The 14,900-nt window shown below is 70.6% G+C and carries 15 protein-coding genes; 10 read left to right on the top strand and 5 right to left on the bottom strand.

Going from position 1 to position 14,900, the window contains the following annotated elements; genetic code table 11:
* Positions 1-13: 13 nt before the first annotated feature.
* Genes ACRAKI_RS13705 through ACRAKI_RS13695 form a run of 3 tightly spaced genes read left to right on the top strand, consistent with a single transcriptional unit; the run spans position 14 to position 2,806 of the window.
* Complete coding sequence (locus ACRAKI_RS13705; RefSeq protein ID WP_447007450.1) at positions 14-1,327, top strand: ABC1 kinase family protein; 1,314 nt, start codon at positions 14-16, stop codon at positions 1,325-1,327.
* 7 nt (positions 1,328-1,334) lie between these two features.
* Positions 1,335-1,940, top strand: a complete 606-nt coding sequence (locus ACRAKI_RS13700; RefSeq protein WP_447007449.1) for a carboxymuconolactone decarboxylase family protein — start codon at positions 1,335-1,337, stop codon at positions 1,938-1,940.
* Positions 1,937-2,806 carry an SDR family NAD(P)-dependent oxidoreductase gene (locus ACRAKI_RS13695; RefSeq protein WP_447007448.1) on the top strand — a complete coding sequence of 290 codons (870 nt, stop codon included), beginning with the start codon at positions 1,937-1,939 and terminating at the stop codon, positions 2,804-2,806. Before ACRAKI_RS13700 ends, ACRAKI_RS13695 begins: the two co-directional genes overlap by 4 nt.
* 78 nt (positions 2,807-2,884) lie before the next feature.
* On the opposite strand, the gene ACRAKI_RS13690 is transcribed toward ACRAKI_RS13695, so the two are convergent.
* Positions 2,885-4,432: a GMC family oxidoreductase gene (locus tag ACRAKI_RS13690; RefSeq protein WP_447007447.1), complete on the bottom strand. Its 1,548-nt coding sequence runs from the start codon at positions 4,430-4,432 to the stop codon at positions 2,885-2,887.
* A gap of 305 nt (positions 4,433-4,737) precedes the next feature.
* Here ACRAKI_RS13690 and ACRAKI_RS13685 point away from each other — a divergent pair, with 305 nt between their 5' ends.
* The 3 genes from ACRAKI_RS13685 to ACRAKI_RS13675 all read left to right on the top strand — a co-directional run bounded on the left by ACRAKI_RS13685 (position 4,738) and on the right by ACRAKI_RS13675 (position 8,258).
* Entirely contained in the window at positions 4,738-5,730 is a 993-nt protein-coding gene (locus tag ACRAKI_RS13685) for a DUF1702 family protein (protein ID WP_447007446.1), read from the top strand.
* Between the two features lie 77 nt (positions 5,731-5,807).
* Positions 5,808-7,106, top strand: coding sequence for a cytochrome P450 (locus ACRAKI_RS13680; RefSeq protein WP_447008414.1), 1,299 nt, complete (start codon positions 5,808-5,810; stop codon positions 7,104-7,106).
* Between the two features lie 63 nt (positions 7,107-7,169).
* Positions 7,170-8,258 carry a carboxymuconolactone decarboxylase family protein gene (locus ACRAKI_RS13675; RefSeq protein WP_447007445.1) on the top strand — a complete coding sequence of 363 codons (1,089 nt, stop codon included), beginning with the start codon at positions 7,170-7,172 and terminating at the stop codon, positions 8,256-8,258.
* 67 nt (positions 8,259-8,325) lie between these two features.
* Here ACRAKI_RS13675 and ACRAKI_RS13670 read toward each other — a convergent pair whose 3' ends face one another.
* The 4 genes from ACRAKI_RS13670 to ACRAKI_RS13655 form a co-directional block, all read right to left on the bottom strand.
* Positions 8,326-8,562 (bottom strand): hypothetical protein, encoded by a 237-nt coding sequence (locus ACRAKI_RS13670; RefSeq protein ID WP_447007444.1) that lies wholly within the window; start codon positions 8,560-8,562, stop codon positions 8,326-8,328.
* Between the two features lie 18 nt (positions 8,563-8,580).
* Positions 8,581-9,339 carry a helix-turn-helix transcriptional regulator gene (locus ACRAKI_RS13665; protein WP_447007443.1) on the bottom strand — a complete coding sequence of 253 codons (759 nt, stop codon included), beginning with the start codon at positions 9,337-9,339 and terminating at the stop codon, positions 8,581-8,583.
* Positions 9,340-9,935: 596 nt separating this feature from the next.
* Complete coding sequence (locus ACRAKI_RS13660; RefSeq protein ID WP_447007442.1) at positions 9,936-10,730, bottom strand: SAM-dependent methyltransferase; 795 nt, start codon at positions 10,728-10,730, stop codon at positions 9,936-9,938.
* Positions 10,731-10,793: 63 nt separating this feature from the next.
* On the bottom strand, positions 10,794-11,000 hold the full coding sequence (locus ACRAKI_RS13655; RefSeq protein WP_447007441.1) for a hypothetical protein: 207 nt from the start codon (positions 10,998-11,000) through the stop codon (positions 10,794-10,796).
* 587 nt (positions 11,001-11,587) lie between these two features.
* On the opposite strand from ACRAKI_RS13655, the gene ACRAKI_RS13650 reads away from it, so the two are divergent.
* From ACRAKI_RS13650 to ACRAKI_RS13635, 4 genes are all read left to right on the top strand, one after another.
* The gene (locus tag ACRAKI_RS13650; RefSeq protein ID WP_447007440.1) at positions 11,588-12,031 is read left to right on the top strand and encodes an SRPBCC domain-containing protein; all 444 of its coding nucleotides are present in this window, start codon (positions 11,588-11,590) and stop codon (positions 12,029-12,031) included.
* Positions 12,028-12,381, top strand: coding sequence for an ArsR/SmtB family transcription factor (locus ACRAKI_RS13645; protein ID WP_447007439.1), 354 nt, complete (start codon positions 12,028-12,030; stop codon positions 12,379-12,381). The genes ACRAKI_RS13650 and ACRAKI_RS13645 overlap by 4 nt, the downstream gene beginning before the upstream one ends.
* A 305-nt stretch (positions 12,382-12,686) precedes the next feature.
* Complete coding sequence (locus tag ACRAKI_RS13640; protein WP_447007438.1) at positions 12,687-14,084, top strand: MFS transporter; 1,398 nt, start codon at positions 12,687-12,689, stop codon at positions 14,082-14,084.
* A gap of 131 nt (positions 14,085-14,215) precedes the next feature.
* On the top strand, positions 14,216-14,899 hold the full coding sequence (locus ACRAKI_RS13635; protein ID WP_447007437.1) for a DUF899 family protein: 684 nt from the start codon (positions 14,216-14,218) through the stop codon (positions 14,897-14,899).
* The last annotated feature ends 1 nt before the right edge of the window (position 14,900 follow it).

Genomic DNA, 14,900 nt, shown 5'->3' with positions numbered 1-14,900 from the left:
ACAGGGGGCGATCTTGAAGAAGATCACCGGTCGCCTGGTCCGGCTACCCGGTCTGGTGCTGCGCTGCCTGTGGGTCGGCGCGATCGTGCTCGGCTACGGCGTCCTCATCGCCGGTTCCGCGGCGGGCGCCCGCTTCCGACGTTCGAAGGACGGGCGCGGGTTGCGGGACGGCGATCGGCTGGTCCGGATGCTGACCCGCCTCGGACCCTCCTACATCAAGATCGGCCAACTGCTCAGCACCCGGCGCGACCTGCTGCCGGAAGAGGTGACGACCCCGCTCGCCCGGCTCACCGACGGAGCGGCGCCACCGGGCAGGCGACGCATCGAGCGCGCCGTCCGCCACGCCTACCGCGACCGACCGTGGCCGTTCCGGGAGTTCCGTTGGGAACCGGTGGCGTGCGGGAGCATCGCGACCGTGCACGCAGCGGTGACCCTGGACGGGCACCACGTCGCGGTCAAGGTGCGGCGTCCCGGTATCGAGCGGGTGATGTGGCGTGACTTCACCCTGACCGCGTCGGCGATGAGCCTGCTCGGCGTGCTGCCCAGGCTCCGCAAGATGCCGTTCAAGCTGATGCACGCCCAGGTCGGCGGCGCGATCCTGCGCCAGCTGGACTTCGAGGCGGAAGCCGAGGCGCTGACCGCGCTGCGGGCCAACCTCGCGGGGTTCGACACCGTGCGCATCCCCGCCCCGCTGCCGGACCTGTGCACCGCCGAGACCGTCGTCATGGAGTACATCAGCGACCTGACCCGGTTCGAGCCCGGCGACCTGGACGCCGACACCCGGCGCGTGGTCGTGCGGTCGATGCTCGCCGCGATCTACGAGATGCTCTTCGTCGACGGCGTGGTGCACTGCGACCTGCACCCCGGCAACCTGTACTTCGACCGCGGCGACCTGGTGATGCTGGACGCCGGCTTCGTGATCCGGCTGCCCGACCCGGTGCGCCGCTCGTTCGCCGACTTCTTCATCAACATGGCCATGGGCGACGGCTGGATGTGCGCGCAGATCGTGATCGACAGCGCCGCGCAGATCGCCGAGGACTCCGATTTGGACGGCTTCCGCGCCGGGCTCAGCGCGTTGGTGGCGGAGACGTCGGGCGCGAAGTCCGGTGAGTTCGACCTGGCCCGCTTCGCCGGGCGACTGTTCGACCTGCAACGCCGGTTCGGCCTGTTCCCCGCGCCCGAGTTCGCCTTCCCCCTGCTCTCGCTGCTGGTCATCGAGGGCATGATCAAGGGTTTCGATTCCGACGTCGACTTCCAGGCCGAGGCGATCCCGGTCCTGCGCCGCCGCAACACCCCTCGTGACACCCCATCCGCAGTCGAAAGGTGAGTCGAGCATGGACGCAACCACCCACGTCCGGGTTCCGCTGGTGGACGAGAGCCAGGCCGACGGCCGCGTGGCCGAGCTGTACGACGAGATCAAGAAGGCGACCAACCTGCCGTTCGTGCCGGACATGTTCCGCCTGGTGTCGACCCGGCCGGACCTGCTCGAAGCGGTGGTCGCCGGGTACAAGGGGATGTTCCTGGACGGTGTCCTGCCCCGCCAGACGCGGGAGCTGATCTCCGCCTGGACGTCGAAGGTCAACCAGTGCCCCTACTGCGTGGGCACGCACAACTTCTTCTTCCAGGCGTTCGGCGGCCCCGAGGACATCGCGAAGGCCGTCGAGTCCGCGCAGACCGCCGACGACCTGCCGGTGGACGAGCGCACGAAGGTGCTGCTGCGCCTGCTGGCCAAGGTGAGCCGGGAGGCGTACAAGATCACCGACGTGGACTGGAAGGTGGCCCTGGACGCCGGCTGGACCTCCGAGGAGCTGCTGGAGGGCTTCTTCATCGCCTCCATGTTCAACTTCATCAACCGCATGGTGGACGGCCTCGGTCTGGGCTTCTCGGTGGCGGCGAGCAGGGTCTCGCAGCAGGAGGTCCCCGCTGGAGGTGAGGGGTGAGCGCGTCGCGCGCAGTCCTGATCACCGGAGTCAACTCGTCGGGTGGGCCGTCGTCGGGCACCGGCCGGGCCACCGCCCTGCGGCTGCACCGCGCCGGCTGGCCCGTCTACGCCGGCGGGCGGGTCGTGGAAGGCCTGCGGGACCTGGCCGACGAGGGCATCACGACGCTGCACCTGGACGTCACCGACGAGGAGTCGATGCGCGCCGCGGTGAAGCGGATCACCGACGACCACGGCGCGGTCGGGGTGTTGGTCAACAACGCCGCGTACAGCCTCAACGGCACGATCGGCGAGACGCCGCTGGACCAGGTGCGCCGGCAGTTCGAGACGAACTTCTTCGGCCTGTCCCGGATGACGCAGCTCGTGCTGCCCGGTATGCGCGAGCAGCGGTCCGGCCGGGTCGTCATGATGTCCTCGATCTTCGGCCTGTTCGCCACCCCCGGCCGCGGCTACTACCAGGCCACGAAGCACGCCTTGGAGGCCATCAGCGACTCGCTACGGTTGGAGGTGGCCCCGTGGGGCATCAAGGTGTCGATCATCGAGCCGTCGCCGATCCTCGGGTCGTTCGTGCCCACCACGGTCGGTGACCTGGACCTGGCCTCGGACAGCGACCTGTACGCCGACTTCTGGGAGCGCTTCGTGGTGTGGCACGGCGCCTACCGCGAGGTCGACCACCCCAAGGGCCGGGGCCGGACGGCGGTGCGGTCGGGCCAGGTGGCCGAGACTGTCGAGAAGGCGATCACGGCGCGCAACCCGCGCATCCGCTACCGGCTCGGCCTGCCGACCAGGCTGCTGAAGCCGCAGCGGGCCATCTTCGGCGATCGTGCGTGGGAGGTGTTCGTGACCAGGTTCTTCCCGCAACCCTGACCGCCCACCTGAAGGACCGGCACGGTGAAGCGGCTCCGGACCACTCGGGTTCCGGAGCCGCTTCGCCGTGCCGGGTCTTCAGGCTTCGCGCAGCCAGTCCGCCGTCCGCTCCCCGATCATGATCGAGGTCAGGTTGGTGTTGGCGCGCACCGTGCTCGGCATGATGGACGAGTCGCAGACGTACAGGGATTCGGTGCCGTGCACCGCACCCCGCTCGTCCACCACCGCGTCCGGGTCCGAGGCAGGGCCCATCCGAACCGTGCCGACCGGGTGGTAGGCGCTGTCCAAACTGGTCTTGACGTACTGCCGCACCATGTCGTCGTTGTCGATCATCGCGTCGCGCAGCACCACGAAACCCTGGCCCAGCTTCATGATGTCGGGGTGGTGCGCCAGGCGCCACGCGGTGCGGACACCGTCCACGAGGACGTCCATCTCCCGCTCGTCGTCCAGGAAGTTCAGCACGATCGACGGCGAGGCCGCCGGGTCGGCCGAGGGCAGGGTGATCCGGCCCCGCGAGCCCGGCCGCTGCGCCACCACCATCACACCCAGGATCTCCGTGGTGCCGGCCAACATCTGGAGCTCCGGGAACGGCGCCAGGTCGAAGTGGTTGACCATGTAGTACTGGAGGTCGTTGAACTCCCCCGACACCGGTGACGTGGTCCGCAGGATCTGCTGGAGGAACGCGTCGGTCGGGTCGATGACACCGGGCTCCGGCACCAGGAACGCGCCGGTGCGCTGGTGGTCGACCAGGTTCCCGCCGACGCCGGCGAGGTCCGCGCGGACGTCGATGCCGAGCCGGCGCAGGTCCTCGGCCGGGCCGACGCCGGAGCGCAGCAGGATCGCGGGTGAGGCGACCGCGCCGGCGGCCAGGACGACCCTGCGGCCCTCCACGAGCTCATAGGAGCCGCCTTGCGCCGCCGCCATGACGCCGACGGCCTTGGCACCGTCGAACACCACCCGGTCGACCATCGTGTTCGCCCTGATCTCCAGGTTCGGCCGGTGCCGGACCAGGTTGAGGTACGTCGTGCCGGTCGTGGCCCGGTGCACCGCGTCCGACCGTGTCGACGGGATCGACCCGACACCGGTGGCCTCGGGGTGGTTGTGGTCGGCGACCTCCGCGAAACCGGCGTCCACGCACGATTCCACGAACGCCGTCTGACCCGGCGTCAGCTCCTCCGGCCGCCACCGCCGGATCGGGATCGGCCCGCCGCCGCCGTGGAACTCGCCGTCGCCGAAGTCGACGTCGGTCTCCAGCTTGCGGAAGTACGGCAGCACCTCGTCGTAGGACCAGGCCGGGTTGCCGGCGGCGGCCCAGTCGTCGTAGTCCTCCGGCACTCCGCGCAGCCCGACCGTCGCACCGACGGCCGACGAACCGCCGGTGGTCTTGCCGCGCGGGTACCGGATCCGGCGGCCGTCGTGGACGTCGGCGCGGAAGGTCCAGTCGTGGGTCAGGAACGACATCGCGCGGCCGTAGAAGATGTCTTCCGGCATCTGCTCCGGCTCGGCGTAGTCCGGGCCGCCTTCCAAGAGCAGCACACGCCGGGCGGGATCCTCGGTCAGCCGCGCCGCGAGCACCGCCCCGGCGGATCCGGCGCCGACGATGATGTCGTCATAGTGAGCCGTCATAAGCTGTCCTCGAAGGTTGTGAGGGCTTCGGGCGCAGGGCTCTGCGAACCCGCCCGCCGAGCCTCGCACCGACCGCGATGACCTTGCTACTCGCGCGTTGCCCGCGATCCCCGCCGCCGGTCCGCCCCCGCGATTCCGGCGGCACCCCATTGCCCGGCTTCTCCCATCATGCCCTTGTCGCGCAACAAGACCGCGCACAACGCCGGTGAGCACGCTGGGAGTAGGAAACACCTGTTCCGGCCACCGACCCTTTCCCCAAGTCCGAATCGCCGCGGCCACCCGCGGCAGGACGAGGGGAGCGAACTTTGTCCAGCACGTGGCGGGCGTTGCGACGACGCATCCTGACTCCCGGCGTTTCCAACACGACGATCGCGGTGCGCGGTTTCCACGACAAGGGCCCCGCCGCGGTCGACCTGTTGGAAACCGTCGGCCGTTCCTTCCTCCAGGGTTACGGGCACGCCGTCGAGGCGCGCACGCCCGACGAGGCCGAGCGACGACTCGAACAGGTGCCGCGCCGGTTCCGCGGCTTCGCCTACGAAGGCGCCGGAATGGGTTTCGCGGTGCTCGACGCGCTCCCGTTCGGCCGGGGCGGGCGGAACGTCCGGTTCCTCGAAGGGCTCGCCGCCAAGCACAGCTACATGGTCTACGTCGGGGTCGGCTGGGCCATGGCACGGGTGCCGAGGTCCCGCTGGTCCAGGCTCGAACTCGGTGACCCGGTGCTGCGCTGGCTCGCCCTGGACGGCTACGGCTTCCACCAGGCGTACTTCCACACCGCCAAGTACGTGCACGGCCAGTTCCGCGAGCCCGACTTCCCGTACGAGGCGCACGGCGCGTCCTCGTACTGCGACCACGTCATCGACCAGGGCATCGGCCGTGCGCTGTGGTTCGTCGGCGGAACCGACCCTCGGGTCGTGGCGGACCTGATCGACTCGTTCGCCGAGAGCCGCCGGGCCGACCTGTACAGCGGCGCCGGGCTGGCAGCCACGTACGCGGGCGGCGGCGACGAGGACGAGCTGCGGGCGTTCCGGTCCCGCGCCGGCGCCTACCGACCGAACCTCGCGCAGGGCAGCGCGTTCGCCGCCACCGCACGGGTGGAAGCGGACCTGGCCATCGAGCACACTTCCCTCGCCACCCGGGTCTTCTGCGACATGACACCCGAGGAAGCGACGGCCCTCTGCGGCGAGACGCGGCCCGCGCCGAGCGCCGAAGTGCCCGGACAGCCCGGGATTCCCTCCTTCGAGGTGTGGCGCAGGCGCATCACCTCGGCCTTCACCACCGATGCGGACGTGACGACGTGACCACGACCGACCTGCCGAGCCCGCGCCGGTCGCTGCCCGGACCGCCGCGCAGCGAAACGCTGAGCCTGCTGGCCAGGATGGCGCGCGACCGCCTCGACGTGATGACGTCGGTGTCGCGGCAGTACGGCGACGCGGTCCGGCTGCGCCTGGGCCCCAAGTCGATGTACTTCTTCAACCACCCCGACCACGCCAAGCACGTGCTGGCGGACAACCCCGGCAACTACCTGAAGGGCATCGGCCTGGTCCACGCCCGTCGTGCGCTCGGTGACGGCCTGCTGACCAGCGAGGGCGAGCTGTGGAAGGCGCAGCGCAAGACGATCCAGCCGGTCTTCCAGGCCAAGCGCATCGCCGGCAAGGCCGAGGTGATCGCGCGGGAGGCGGCGGGTCTGGTGAAGCGGCTGCGCCGGCACCAGGGCAGCGGGCCGATCGACATCAGCGAGGAGATGACCGGGCTGACGCTCGGCGTCCTCGGGCGCGCGCTGCTCGACGCCGACCTCGGCGCGTTCGAGTCCCTCGGGGAGTCGTTCGACGCGGTCCAGAACCAGGCGATCTTCGAGATGATGTCGTTGAGCGCGGTGCCCACCTGGGTGCCGCTGCCGAACCAGCGGCGGTTCCGCCGCGCCCGCGCGGACCTGGACCGCATCGTCGCCCGGCTCGCAGCCGACCGTGCCGCGAACCCCACCCCGGGCGGGGACGACGTGCTGTCCCGGCTGGTCGAGGTGACGCGGCGCGAGCCGGACGCCCAGGCCGGGCACCAGCGGATGCGGGACGAGCTGGTCACGTTGCTGCTGGCCGGGCACGACACCACCGCCAGCACGTTGAGCTGGACGTTCTACATGCTCGACCAGCACCCCGAGGTGTGGGAACGGGTGCACGCCGAGGTGGTCGAGGTGCTGGGCGACCGGCTGCCCACGTTCCAGGACATCCACCGGCTGAAGTACACGACGATGGTGATCCAGGAGGTCATGCGGCTGTACCCGCCGGTGTGGATCCTGCCGCGGCTGAGCCGCGAGGAGGACGAGATCGGCGGGTACCACGTGCCGGCCGGGGCGGACGTGCTGATCTGCCCCTACACCCTGCACCGCCATCCCGACTTCTGGGACGACCCGGACGCGTTCGACCCGCGCCGGTTCGAACCGGGCCGCGCATCCGGGCGATCCCGCTACGCCTACATCCCTTTCGGGGCGGGGCCACGGGTCTGCGTCGGCAGCGGCCTCGGCATGATGGAGGCGACGATCGTGGTGGCGAGCGTGGTGAGGGAGTTGCGCCTCGCCACCGTGCCGGGGTACGACGTCAGGGGCGAGCCGATGTTGACGCTGCGCGTGCGCGGTGGGCTGCCGATGACGGTGCGGTCCGCGGTGCGGTCGACGGCCTGAGCACCGGCTCGCGCGTCTTCCAGACCCTTGTCGTCCCGATCGTCCGGCGGAGGAACGATTCCGATGCGAGGAACAGTGATCCAGGCCGGCCTGCGCGGCCTGTCCACCGCGCAGGTGCGGCAGGTGCGCGCGGTCCGGTACGGCGCGGCCGGTGGCGATGTGGCTCGGGTCTACCGGGAGCTCGAACGGGATTTCGGCGTGCTGGCGCCGCCGATCGCGCTCCACTCGCCCTCTCCCGACGTGATGGCGGCCGGTTGGCTGATGCTGCGGGAGACGTTGCTGGTGCCGGGGACGGTGCCGCGGGCGTGGAAGGAAGCGGTGTCGACCGCGGTCTCCCTGGGCAACGAGTGCCCGTTCTGCATCTCGATGCACTCGTCGATGCTGAACGACCTGGTCGGCTACCGGGACGGCACCATCCCCGACCGGGCCGCTCGGGCCGCCGCCGAGTGGGCCACCGCGAACGCGTTCCCGGACACGGGAGCCGCGCACCCGGTGCCGTTCCCGGTCGACCAGGCGCCGGAGATGGTCGGCACGGCGGTGGTCCTCCAGTACCTCAACCGGATGGTGAACATCTTCCTGGGCGAGCTGCCGTTGCCGCCCGGTGCGCCGGTCGCGGCGATGGGCGTGGTGCGCCGGGTGCTGGTCCGGCTGATCAAGTCCGCCGAACGCCGTGGCCCGCGGCCGGGCGCCTCACTCGACTTGTTGGCGACGGCGCCGCTACCGGCCGATCTGCGTTGGGCGGCGGGGAATCCGGTCATCGCCGAGGCGTTCGCGCGGGCCGCCGCCACCATCGGGGAAGCCGGTCGCCGCTCGGTCCCGGCAGACGTGCGTGACCTGGTGTCGGAACACCTCTCGCGGTGGGACGGCAGGCCCGTGGGAGTGAGCCGCGCGTGGGTCGAGGACGCGGTGGAAGCCCTTCCCGCGGCACACCACCCGGCCGCACGGCTGGCATTGCTCACCGCCCTGGCGTCCTATCAGATCGACCAGTCGGTGATCGACCGCTTCCGCGCCGGGCAGCCCGAAGACGGTGCGTTGATCGACCTGACGTCGTGGGCGAGCCTGGCCGCGGCACGGCGGGTGGGCAGCTGGATGAGGATTCGCACCGAGGCTACCGACACAGGTCCACTTCCACCGACCGTGCCTTCCACCTGACCGCACGGACGACTTCGCCGGCAGCTCCGATCGGGGCTGCCGGCGTTCTGCTTGTTCAGGACGGGAGTCACCGCGTGCTCTGGTCGGGCGGCGGCCCGTTCGCCGAGTCGCGCGCTGAAGGCGCCACCAACGCGGAAGCGAGCCGGTCCACCGCGACCGCCAGGAGCACGGCCGTCAGCAGACCGGCTCCGGCCCCGACAACGGTGGCGGCCGGGCCGCCCACCAGCCCGCCGATCGCCGCGCCCGCGACGACGAGCAGGAGGAACCCGGCGATCGCCGTGGGCTTGGTCAGCCACGTCCGCACGTGCCGGCCTCCTCGACCTCAGGCGGTGCCCGGTTGGTTGTGCCCGGCCGGCTGTGCGCCGGCGGCAGCGGTCACCACATCGGGCGTGGTGCGGCTGTCGAGTTCCGGCAGGGCCAGCAGGATCGGCAGGTCGAGCAGGCACGCCGGCCTCGTCTCGACGTCCGCCTCCACGGTCTTGCCCGCCCGCACCGAGACCCGCTCGGTGGCCCCGATGAACAGCGGCCGGCGCTTCCACGGGTACGGGTCGGGGTCGTCGACGGCCACCACGGCGGCCCGGATGAAGCACTCCCCCTCCGGCACCTCCAGCCGGTACGGTCCGGAACCGTCGCGGATGTCGCACGCGCTCGGAACCCCCTGTGCGATCGGGTCTTTGAACGCGGCCACGTACACCCGCACGGGCGTCGTGGTCGCGGGCACGCCGACCCAGCCGCACACCGCGCCGACACGCCCGCCCGTGGACCCGGGGTACGTCGACAGCGACAGGACCCCTTCGTACGAGAGCGCGCGGTAACGGGCCGGCGGGACGCCGACGCTGCGGGTGAAGCGGCTGGTGAACGTGCCGAGGCTGTTGTAGCCGACCATGTACGAGATCTCGGTGACGCTCAACCTCGTCTCCAGCAGCAGGTGCTTGGCCTTGGTCAGCCGGATCGCGGTGAGGAACCGTCCGGGCGAGGTTCCGGTGAGCGACCGGAAGACCCTGGAGAAGTAGAACTTGCTCAGTATCGCGGCACCGGCCATGTCGGCCAGCGACAGCGGCTCGTGGTACCGGTTCCACATCGTGTCGATCGCACGCCCTATCGCATCCCGCACAACCGTCCCCCATTCCGCTCGTTCCGGCGACCACGTCGTGCACCGCACGACCGTCGATCGACCCCGTGCGATCTCTCGCCGACAACACGTATTCCCGTCGATATCCGGACGCGAGCGGCGGTTTCACCCGAGACTGCTCCGCAAAGCCGGCCAGGGTCTACTCCACGCTTGCGGAACGCTATTTCCCGTGAATGAAGTCACCCATGCCGGAAGCGCCGAACCACGACGCGAGTATTCGTGCGCAGCCGACGAGAACGCGCACCGCGGTGGACGCTAGCAGGATCGCGGTCCGCGGAGGCGACCCGCGAACGAGGACCGCAACCTGCGAGACGGCACGCCTGCGTTCCGGGTAGTCCACACCGCCACCCGGCGGCAGCGGACGGCGGACGACTTGCGGCCACAAGGCGACATGCCCCCGGTGCGGGGCATCGGTGCGGGCATCGGCGCGGGGCATCGGCCAGGCGCGAGTCCCGCTGCCCGCGTTGAGCCCGACGCGTGCCGGAACCGAGCAGCCCGGCCGCGCGCACGGCGCGGCCGGGTACGGCGGTCGACGGATCTCGGCGTCAGCGGACCAGACCCACGGCCCCGTAGCCGAGGTGGTGCGCCGGGCTTCCCGTGGCGACGTCGGCGGCGGGGCGGGCGCGCCACTCGGGCATCAGGACCACGCCGGGCGCGACCAGCGTCATCCCCTCGAACAGTGCCTCGATCGCGCTGCGGTCGCGGACGTAGAGCTGCTCGATGACGCCCTTGTACGCCCTGATCATGTCGTGGATCTGGACCTTCGCCTCCCCTTCGGCCTGCTCGTCGGTGAGGTGGGACAGGGCCGTGAAGCTGCCTGGCGCGACGCCGTCGCGGTAGCCCTTCATCATGCTCAACGGGTCCTCGTGGTCGCCCACGAACACGATCACGCCGGTCATCACGAGCCCCACCGGCCGGTCGAGGTCGATCAGGTCGAGCACGCGCGGGTCCGCGAGCAGTTCGTCGGGTTGGCGGGCGTCGGCGCACACCATCGCCGCGTTCGGGTTGTCCGCCAGCAGCAGCTCGCCGTGGTGGGCCGCGACCGGCTCGTAGTCGACGTAGACGACCTTGGCCTCGGGTAAGCGGGCCTGGGCGACCTCGTGCGTGTTGCCGGCCGTGGGCAGGCCGGAGCCCAGGTCGAGGAACTGCGTGATGCCCTGGTCCAGCATGAACTCGACGGACCGGCGGAGGAATCCCCGGTTGAACCGGGCGAGCATGTCGATGCTGGGCAGGTTGGACTTGATGCGCTCCGCGCGGGCGCGGTCGGAGGGCAGGTTGAACGTCCCGCCCAGGTAGTAGTCGTAGATGCGGGCGATGTTGGCGGTTTCGGGGTCGAACACCTGAGGCCTCCTGGGAAAAGGAAGAACCGGCCGGCACCACGTGCCGGCCGGTCCACCGCGCGATCACGCGGACGGTGTCGGGACGCCGGGCAAGGGGTCCGCGGCGCGGTCGTGCTGCGGCCAGGAGGTCGGCGGGATCAGCAGGCCGGTCGTCAGCGGACCGGTCACCGCGCGGGCCGTGACACCGGCGACCGGGGCGCGGGGCGGGGTCGACCCACGTGCGAGCACCTGGCCGCCCATGTCCGCCCCCTTGCCGCGTCGGAGATACATGGAGGCTACGACCGCGACCGGCGACGGCCTTCTTCAAAGGTGCGGTTGACGCCGCCCGTGGGCGGTGGTAGCGGCGCGCCGGATCGCGTGCTTCGCCGGTGAGCGGGCGACTTCCCGCAGGGCCGGACGACATCTCCCGGAAGCCGTACCAGACGGGAGGTCGGAGAAAGCGGCACGTGATAACGGACCACGTCGTGCCGACCGCACGACCGTCAATCGACACCGCGCGATCTCCGGCCCGCCACACGCATTCCCCGTCGACGTCCGGGAGGCCGGTGGCATGTCGCCCGAGAATGCGACACACGGCCCGTCGAGGGCTACTTCACGCTTGCGGAACAACATTCTTGTGAATGACGTCACCCCTGCGGGAACCGCCGACTCGCGGTCCGCGCCGGCCCTCCGCGAGCCGGGACGGCATCCTGCGAGACGGCTTTCCGTCGTTCCGCGCAGTCCCTCGCCACCACCCGGCGCACTGCGACAGGCGGGCCCCCGCACCACCCGATCGGTGTGCAACTGATGGGTTGCGCCTGGAGTCGGCGGCGTGCAACCATGCCGTTGCACCTGACGGCGGCAGCGAGGGGTTCCCGATGATCGACGACCGGATCGAACGCGACACGCTGATCGCGGCTCCGCTGGAGCGGGTCTGGTCGCTCGTGGCCGAACCCGGCTTCTGGGTGGCCGACCAGGGGAGCATCGCCGGCACCGTCGCCAAGGAGGGCGAGTCGGTGGTGGCGCGGAACCAGGAGTTCGGCGACTTCCCGGTGCGCGTGGAGAAGGTGGAGCCGCCGACGTACGTGGCCTACCGCTGGGCCAGCGCGTTCCCCGGCCAGGAGCTGCGCGAGGGCAACAGCACCCTGGTGGAGTTCACCTTGACGGCGGAAGGAGACAAGACCCGCCTGCGCGTCGTCGAGAGCGGGTTCGCGGCGCTGTCCGCGGCCGACGACGTCCGCGCCGACGCGCTGAAGAACAACACCACCGGGTGGCACCAGGTGTTCGACGCGTTCAAGGCGCGCGCCGAACAGGTCGTGTGACGGACAAGCGTCGCCGCGGCGCCGAGACGGTCGGCAGCGTCCTCATCGCACTGGCCGACCCGACGCGACGCCAACTGCTCGACCTGCTCGCGGCCCGGGGCGAGGTCACGGCGACGACGCTGGCAGAGGAACTCCCCGTCTCACGGCAGGCGGTGGCCAAGCACCTCGCCGTGCTCGACGCCGCCGGGCTCGTGTGCGGCAACCGCGTCGGGCGCGAGGTGCGGTACGCGTTGCAGCCCGCCCAGCTCGACGAGACGGCGCGGTGGATGACCTCACTCGCGGCGGACTGGGACGGGAGGCTGGCGGCGATCAAGCGCGTCGCCGAAGCGGCGGAACGGGAACAGGACTAGCACACCGGTCCCGGCGCCCGGCGCAGGCCGGGCACGGCGACCACTGCCACACGTGAGCCCGGAGGCAAGTCCGGGAAGAAGTTCGAGGCACACCGCCTGCAGCGGTGTCCCTGGCGTGCCCTGGAACCGGGTGAAGCGAGGCGGCTGCCCGCCCGCCGCACCGCGAAGGCCTCGTCGACCGCAACCGGGCGGGCGACGAGGAGACATCCGCGACGACGCACCGGGACGCGTCGCCGACCTGCGACCCCCGACCCGACGACGTGCAGTTGTTGACCCACACCGGATTCTTGGGAAAGGAAATCGCCTTGGCTACCGACACTACCTCGCCCCCGCGCTTCACCGGCAGGCAGCGACTGATCCTGCTGGTCCTGCTCGGCGCCGGGTTCATGGTGTCCGTCGACTTCTCCATCCTGAACGTGGCGCTGCCGGAGGTGGGCGAGGGCGTCGGGCTGGACGTGACGGCGCTGCCGTGGATCGCATCGGCCTACGCGCTGCCCTCGGCGGGCTTCACCCTCCTCTTCGGACGGTTCGCCGACCTGTTCGGCCGTCGCCGGCTGTTCGTCCTCGGCATGGTGCTGCTGACCGTCGCCTCGCTGCTCGGCGGTTTCGCCAACGACCCCGAGATGCTGCTGACCGCCCGCGCGTTGCAGGGCCTGGCCACCGCGATGGCGCTCCCGGCGGCGTTGTCGCTGCTCACCACGACGTTCGAGGAGGGCCCGATCCGGGACCGCGTCCTCGGCCTCAACGGCGCCCTGCTGTCCGGTGGCTTCACCATCGGCGCGCTCGTCGGCGGCGCCCTGGTGAGCCTGCTCAGCTGGCGGGCGACGTTCTTCATCAACGTGCCCGTCACGTTGACCATCATCGTGCTCACGCCGTTCCTGATCCCCGAGAGCAAGATGCCCGAGCGGGTCAAGCTGGACGTGCGCGGCGCGATCACCGTGACCGGTGGTCTGCTGGCCGTCGTCTACGCGATCATCGAAGCCAGCCTCATCGCGGCGGTCGTCGGTGTCGTGCTGCTGGCCGTGTTCTGGATGATCGAGCGCAGCGCCGCCGCGCCGCTCACCCCGCCGCGCATCCTCAAGCGCCCGAACGTCAAGTGGGCCAACTACGCGGGTCTCGTGGTCTTCAGCATGGAGACGGCCACGATCTTCATGATGACGCTGTACCTCCAGAACGTGCTGGACTTCAGCCCCGTCGCCACCGGCCTGATCTTCGGCGTGCCCGGTCTCGCCGCGGTGTTCGCGGGTCCGATCGCCGGTCGCATGCTCAGCCGCTACGGCTACCGCAAGGTGCTCCCGGCGGGCATGCTCGTCCAGACCCTGGCGGCGATCCCGCTGATCTTCCTCGGCACCGACCGCATCGGGCTGGCCGTCGTCATCCCGGCGCTGCTCATCAGCTTCTTCGGGCACGTGACAGCCATCGTGGCCTACACCGTGACCGGCACGTCCGGCCTGCCGAACGACGAGCAGGGGCTGGCCAGCGGCCTCACGATGATGACCCAGCAGGTCGCCATCACCATCGGCATCCCGATCCTGAGCGCGATAGCCGCCACCCAGGCGTCGCAGCTGGACGGCATCCACCTCGCGGTGGGCGTCGGCGTCGCCGTGACGGTCCTCAGCGCCGCGTTCGTCTGGTTCGGGCTCCGGTCGCGCGAGGAGCCGAGCGCGGACGCCCCGGCCGTGCCGGTGGCGAACGAGGCCTAGTCGGACCACCGTGCCCCACCGCAACCGGGCGATCCGATCGCGGTGGGGCACGGCGCACTCCGGCTTTCTCCCAGATTGCCCGATCACGCCGAACGGAGGGTCACCAGGTGACATCGCCCTACACTCGATCCATGGCGAAACCGGAAGTCGTCTCGGCCGCGGAGTGGCAGCGAGCCCGGGATGAACTCCTGGTGGCGGAGAAGGAAGCCACCCAAGTGCTCGACGCGCTGGCCGCACGCCGACGGCGTCTTCCGATGGTCGAGTTCGACAGCGGGTACGTCTTCGAGACGCCCGAAGGGCCCAAGACGCTGCTCGACCTGTTCCTGGGCCGCGACGAGCTGGTCCTCTACCAGTACATGAACAACGGGCCGGACCACTACTGCCCCGGCTGCGCGTGGTTCACGAACAACGTGCCCCCGAACGCGCCGGAGTTGCTGGCGGACCAGGGCATCACGTACCTGACGGTGTCGGACATGCCGCTCGACCAGATCGAGGCGTACTGGTCGCGCATGGGCTGGACGCTTCCGATGGCCTCGTCGCACGGGACGTCCTTCTCCCGCGACACGGGCGCCGGCGGCGGTTTCATGATCAACGTGTTCCTGCGCGACGGCGACCGGGTCCACCGGACCTACAACACCACCGGCCGCGGCATCGAGCAGCACGTGTTCGTCACCGGCATCCTCGACCTGACCCCGTACGGCAGGCGCGAGGAGTGGGAGGACTCCCCTCCCGGCTGGCCGCAGAAGCCCACGCACATGTTCCCCACCACCATGGAGCTGCACGACATCACCATGGGCTTCGGGAAGTTCCGGTAGC

The organism is Saccharothrix isguenensis (genome assembly GCF_052936305.1).
This window is presented reverse-complemented; position numbering and strand designations above follow the sequence as displayed.

Bases quoted from the DNA above. Each gene is read 5' to 3' on its own strand.
- ACRAKI_RS13680 (WP_447008414.1), top strand. From the start codon at position 5,808: ATGGCGCGCGACCGCCTCGACGTGATGACGTCGGTGTCGCGGCAGTAC.
- ACRAKI_RS13690 (WP_447007447.1), bottom strand. From the start codon at position 4,432: ATGACGGCTCACTATGACGACATCATCGTCGGCGCCGGATCCGCCGGG.
- ACRAKI_RS13665 (WP_447007443.1), bottom strand. From the start codon at position 9,339: ATGTGGAACCGGTACCACGAGCCGCTGTCGCTGGCCGACATGGCCGGT.
- ACRAKI_RS13655 (WP_447007441.1), bottom strand. From the start codon at position 11,000: ATGTATCTCCGACGCGGCAAGGGGGCGGACATGGGCGGCCAGGTGCTC.
- ACRAKI_RS13650 (WP_447007440.1), top strand. From the start codon at position 11,588: ATGATCGACGACCGGATCGAACGCGACACGCTGATCGCGGCTCCGCTG.
- ACRAKI_RS13700 (WP_447007449.1), top strand. From the start codon at position 1,335: ATGGACGCAACCACCCACGTCCGGGTTCCGCTGGTGGACGAGAGCCAG.
- ACRAKI_RS13675 (WP_447007445.1), top strand. From the start codon at position 7,170: ATGCGAGGAACAGTGATCCAGGCCGGCCTGCGCGGCCTGTCCACCGCG.
- ACRAKI_RS13635 (WP_447007437.1), top strand. From the start codon at position 14,216: ATGGCGAAACCGGAAGTCGTCTCGGCCGCGGAGTGGCAGCGAGCCCGG.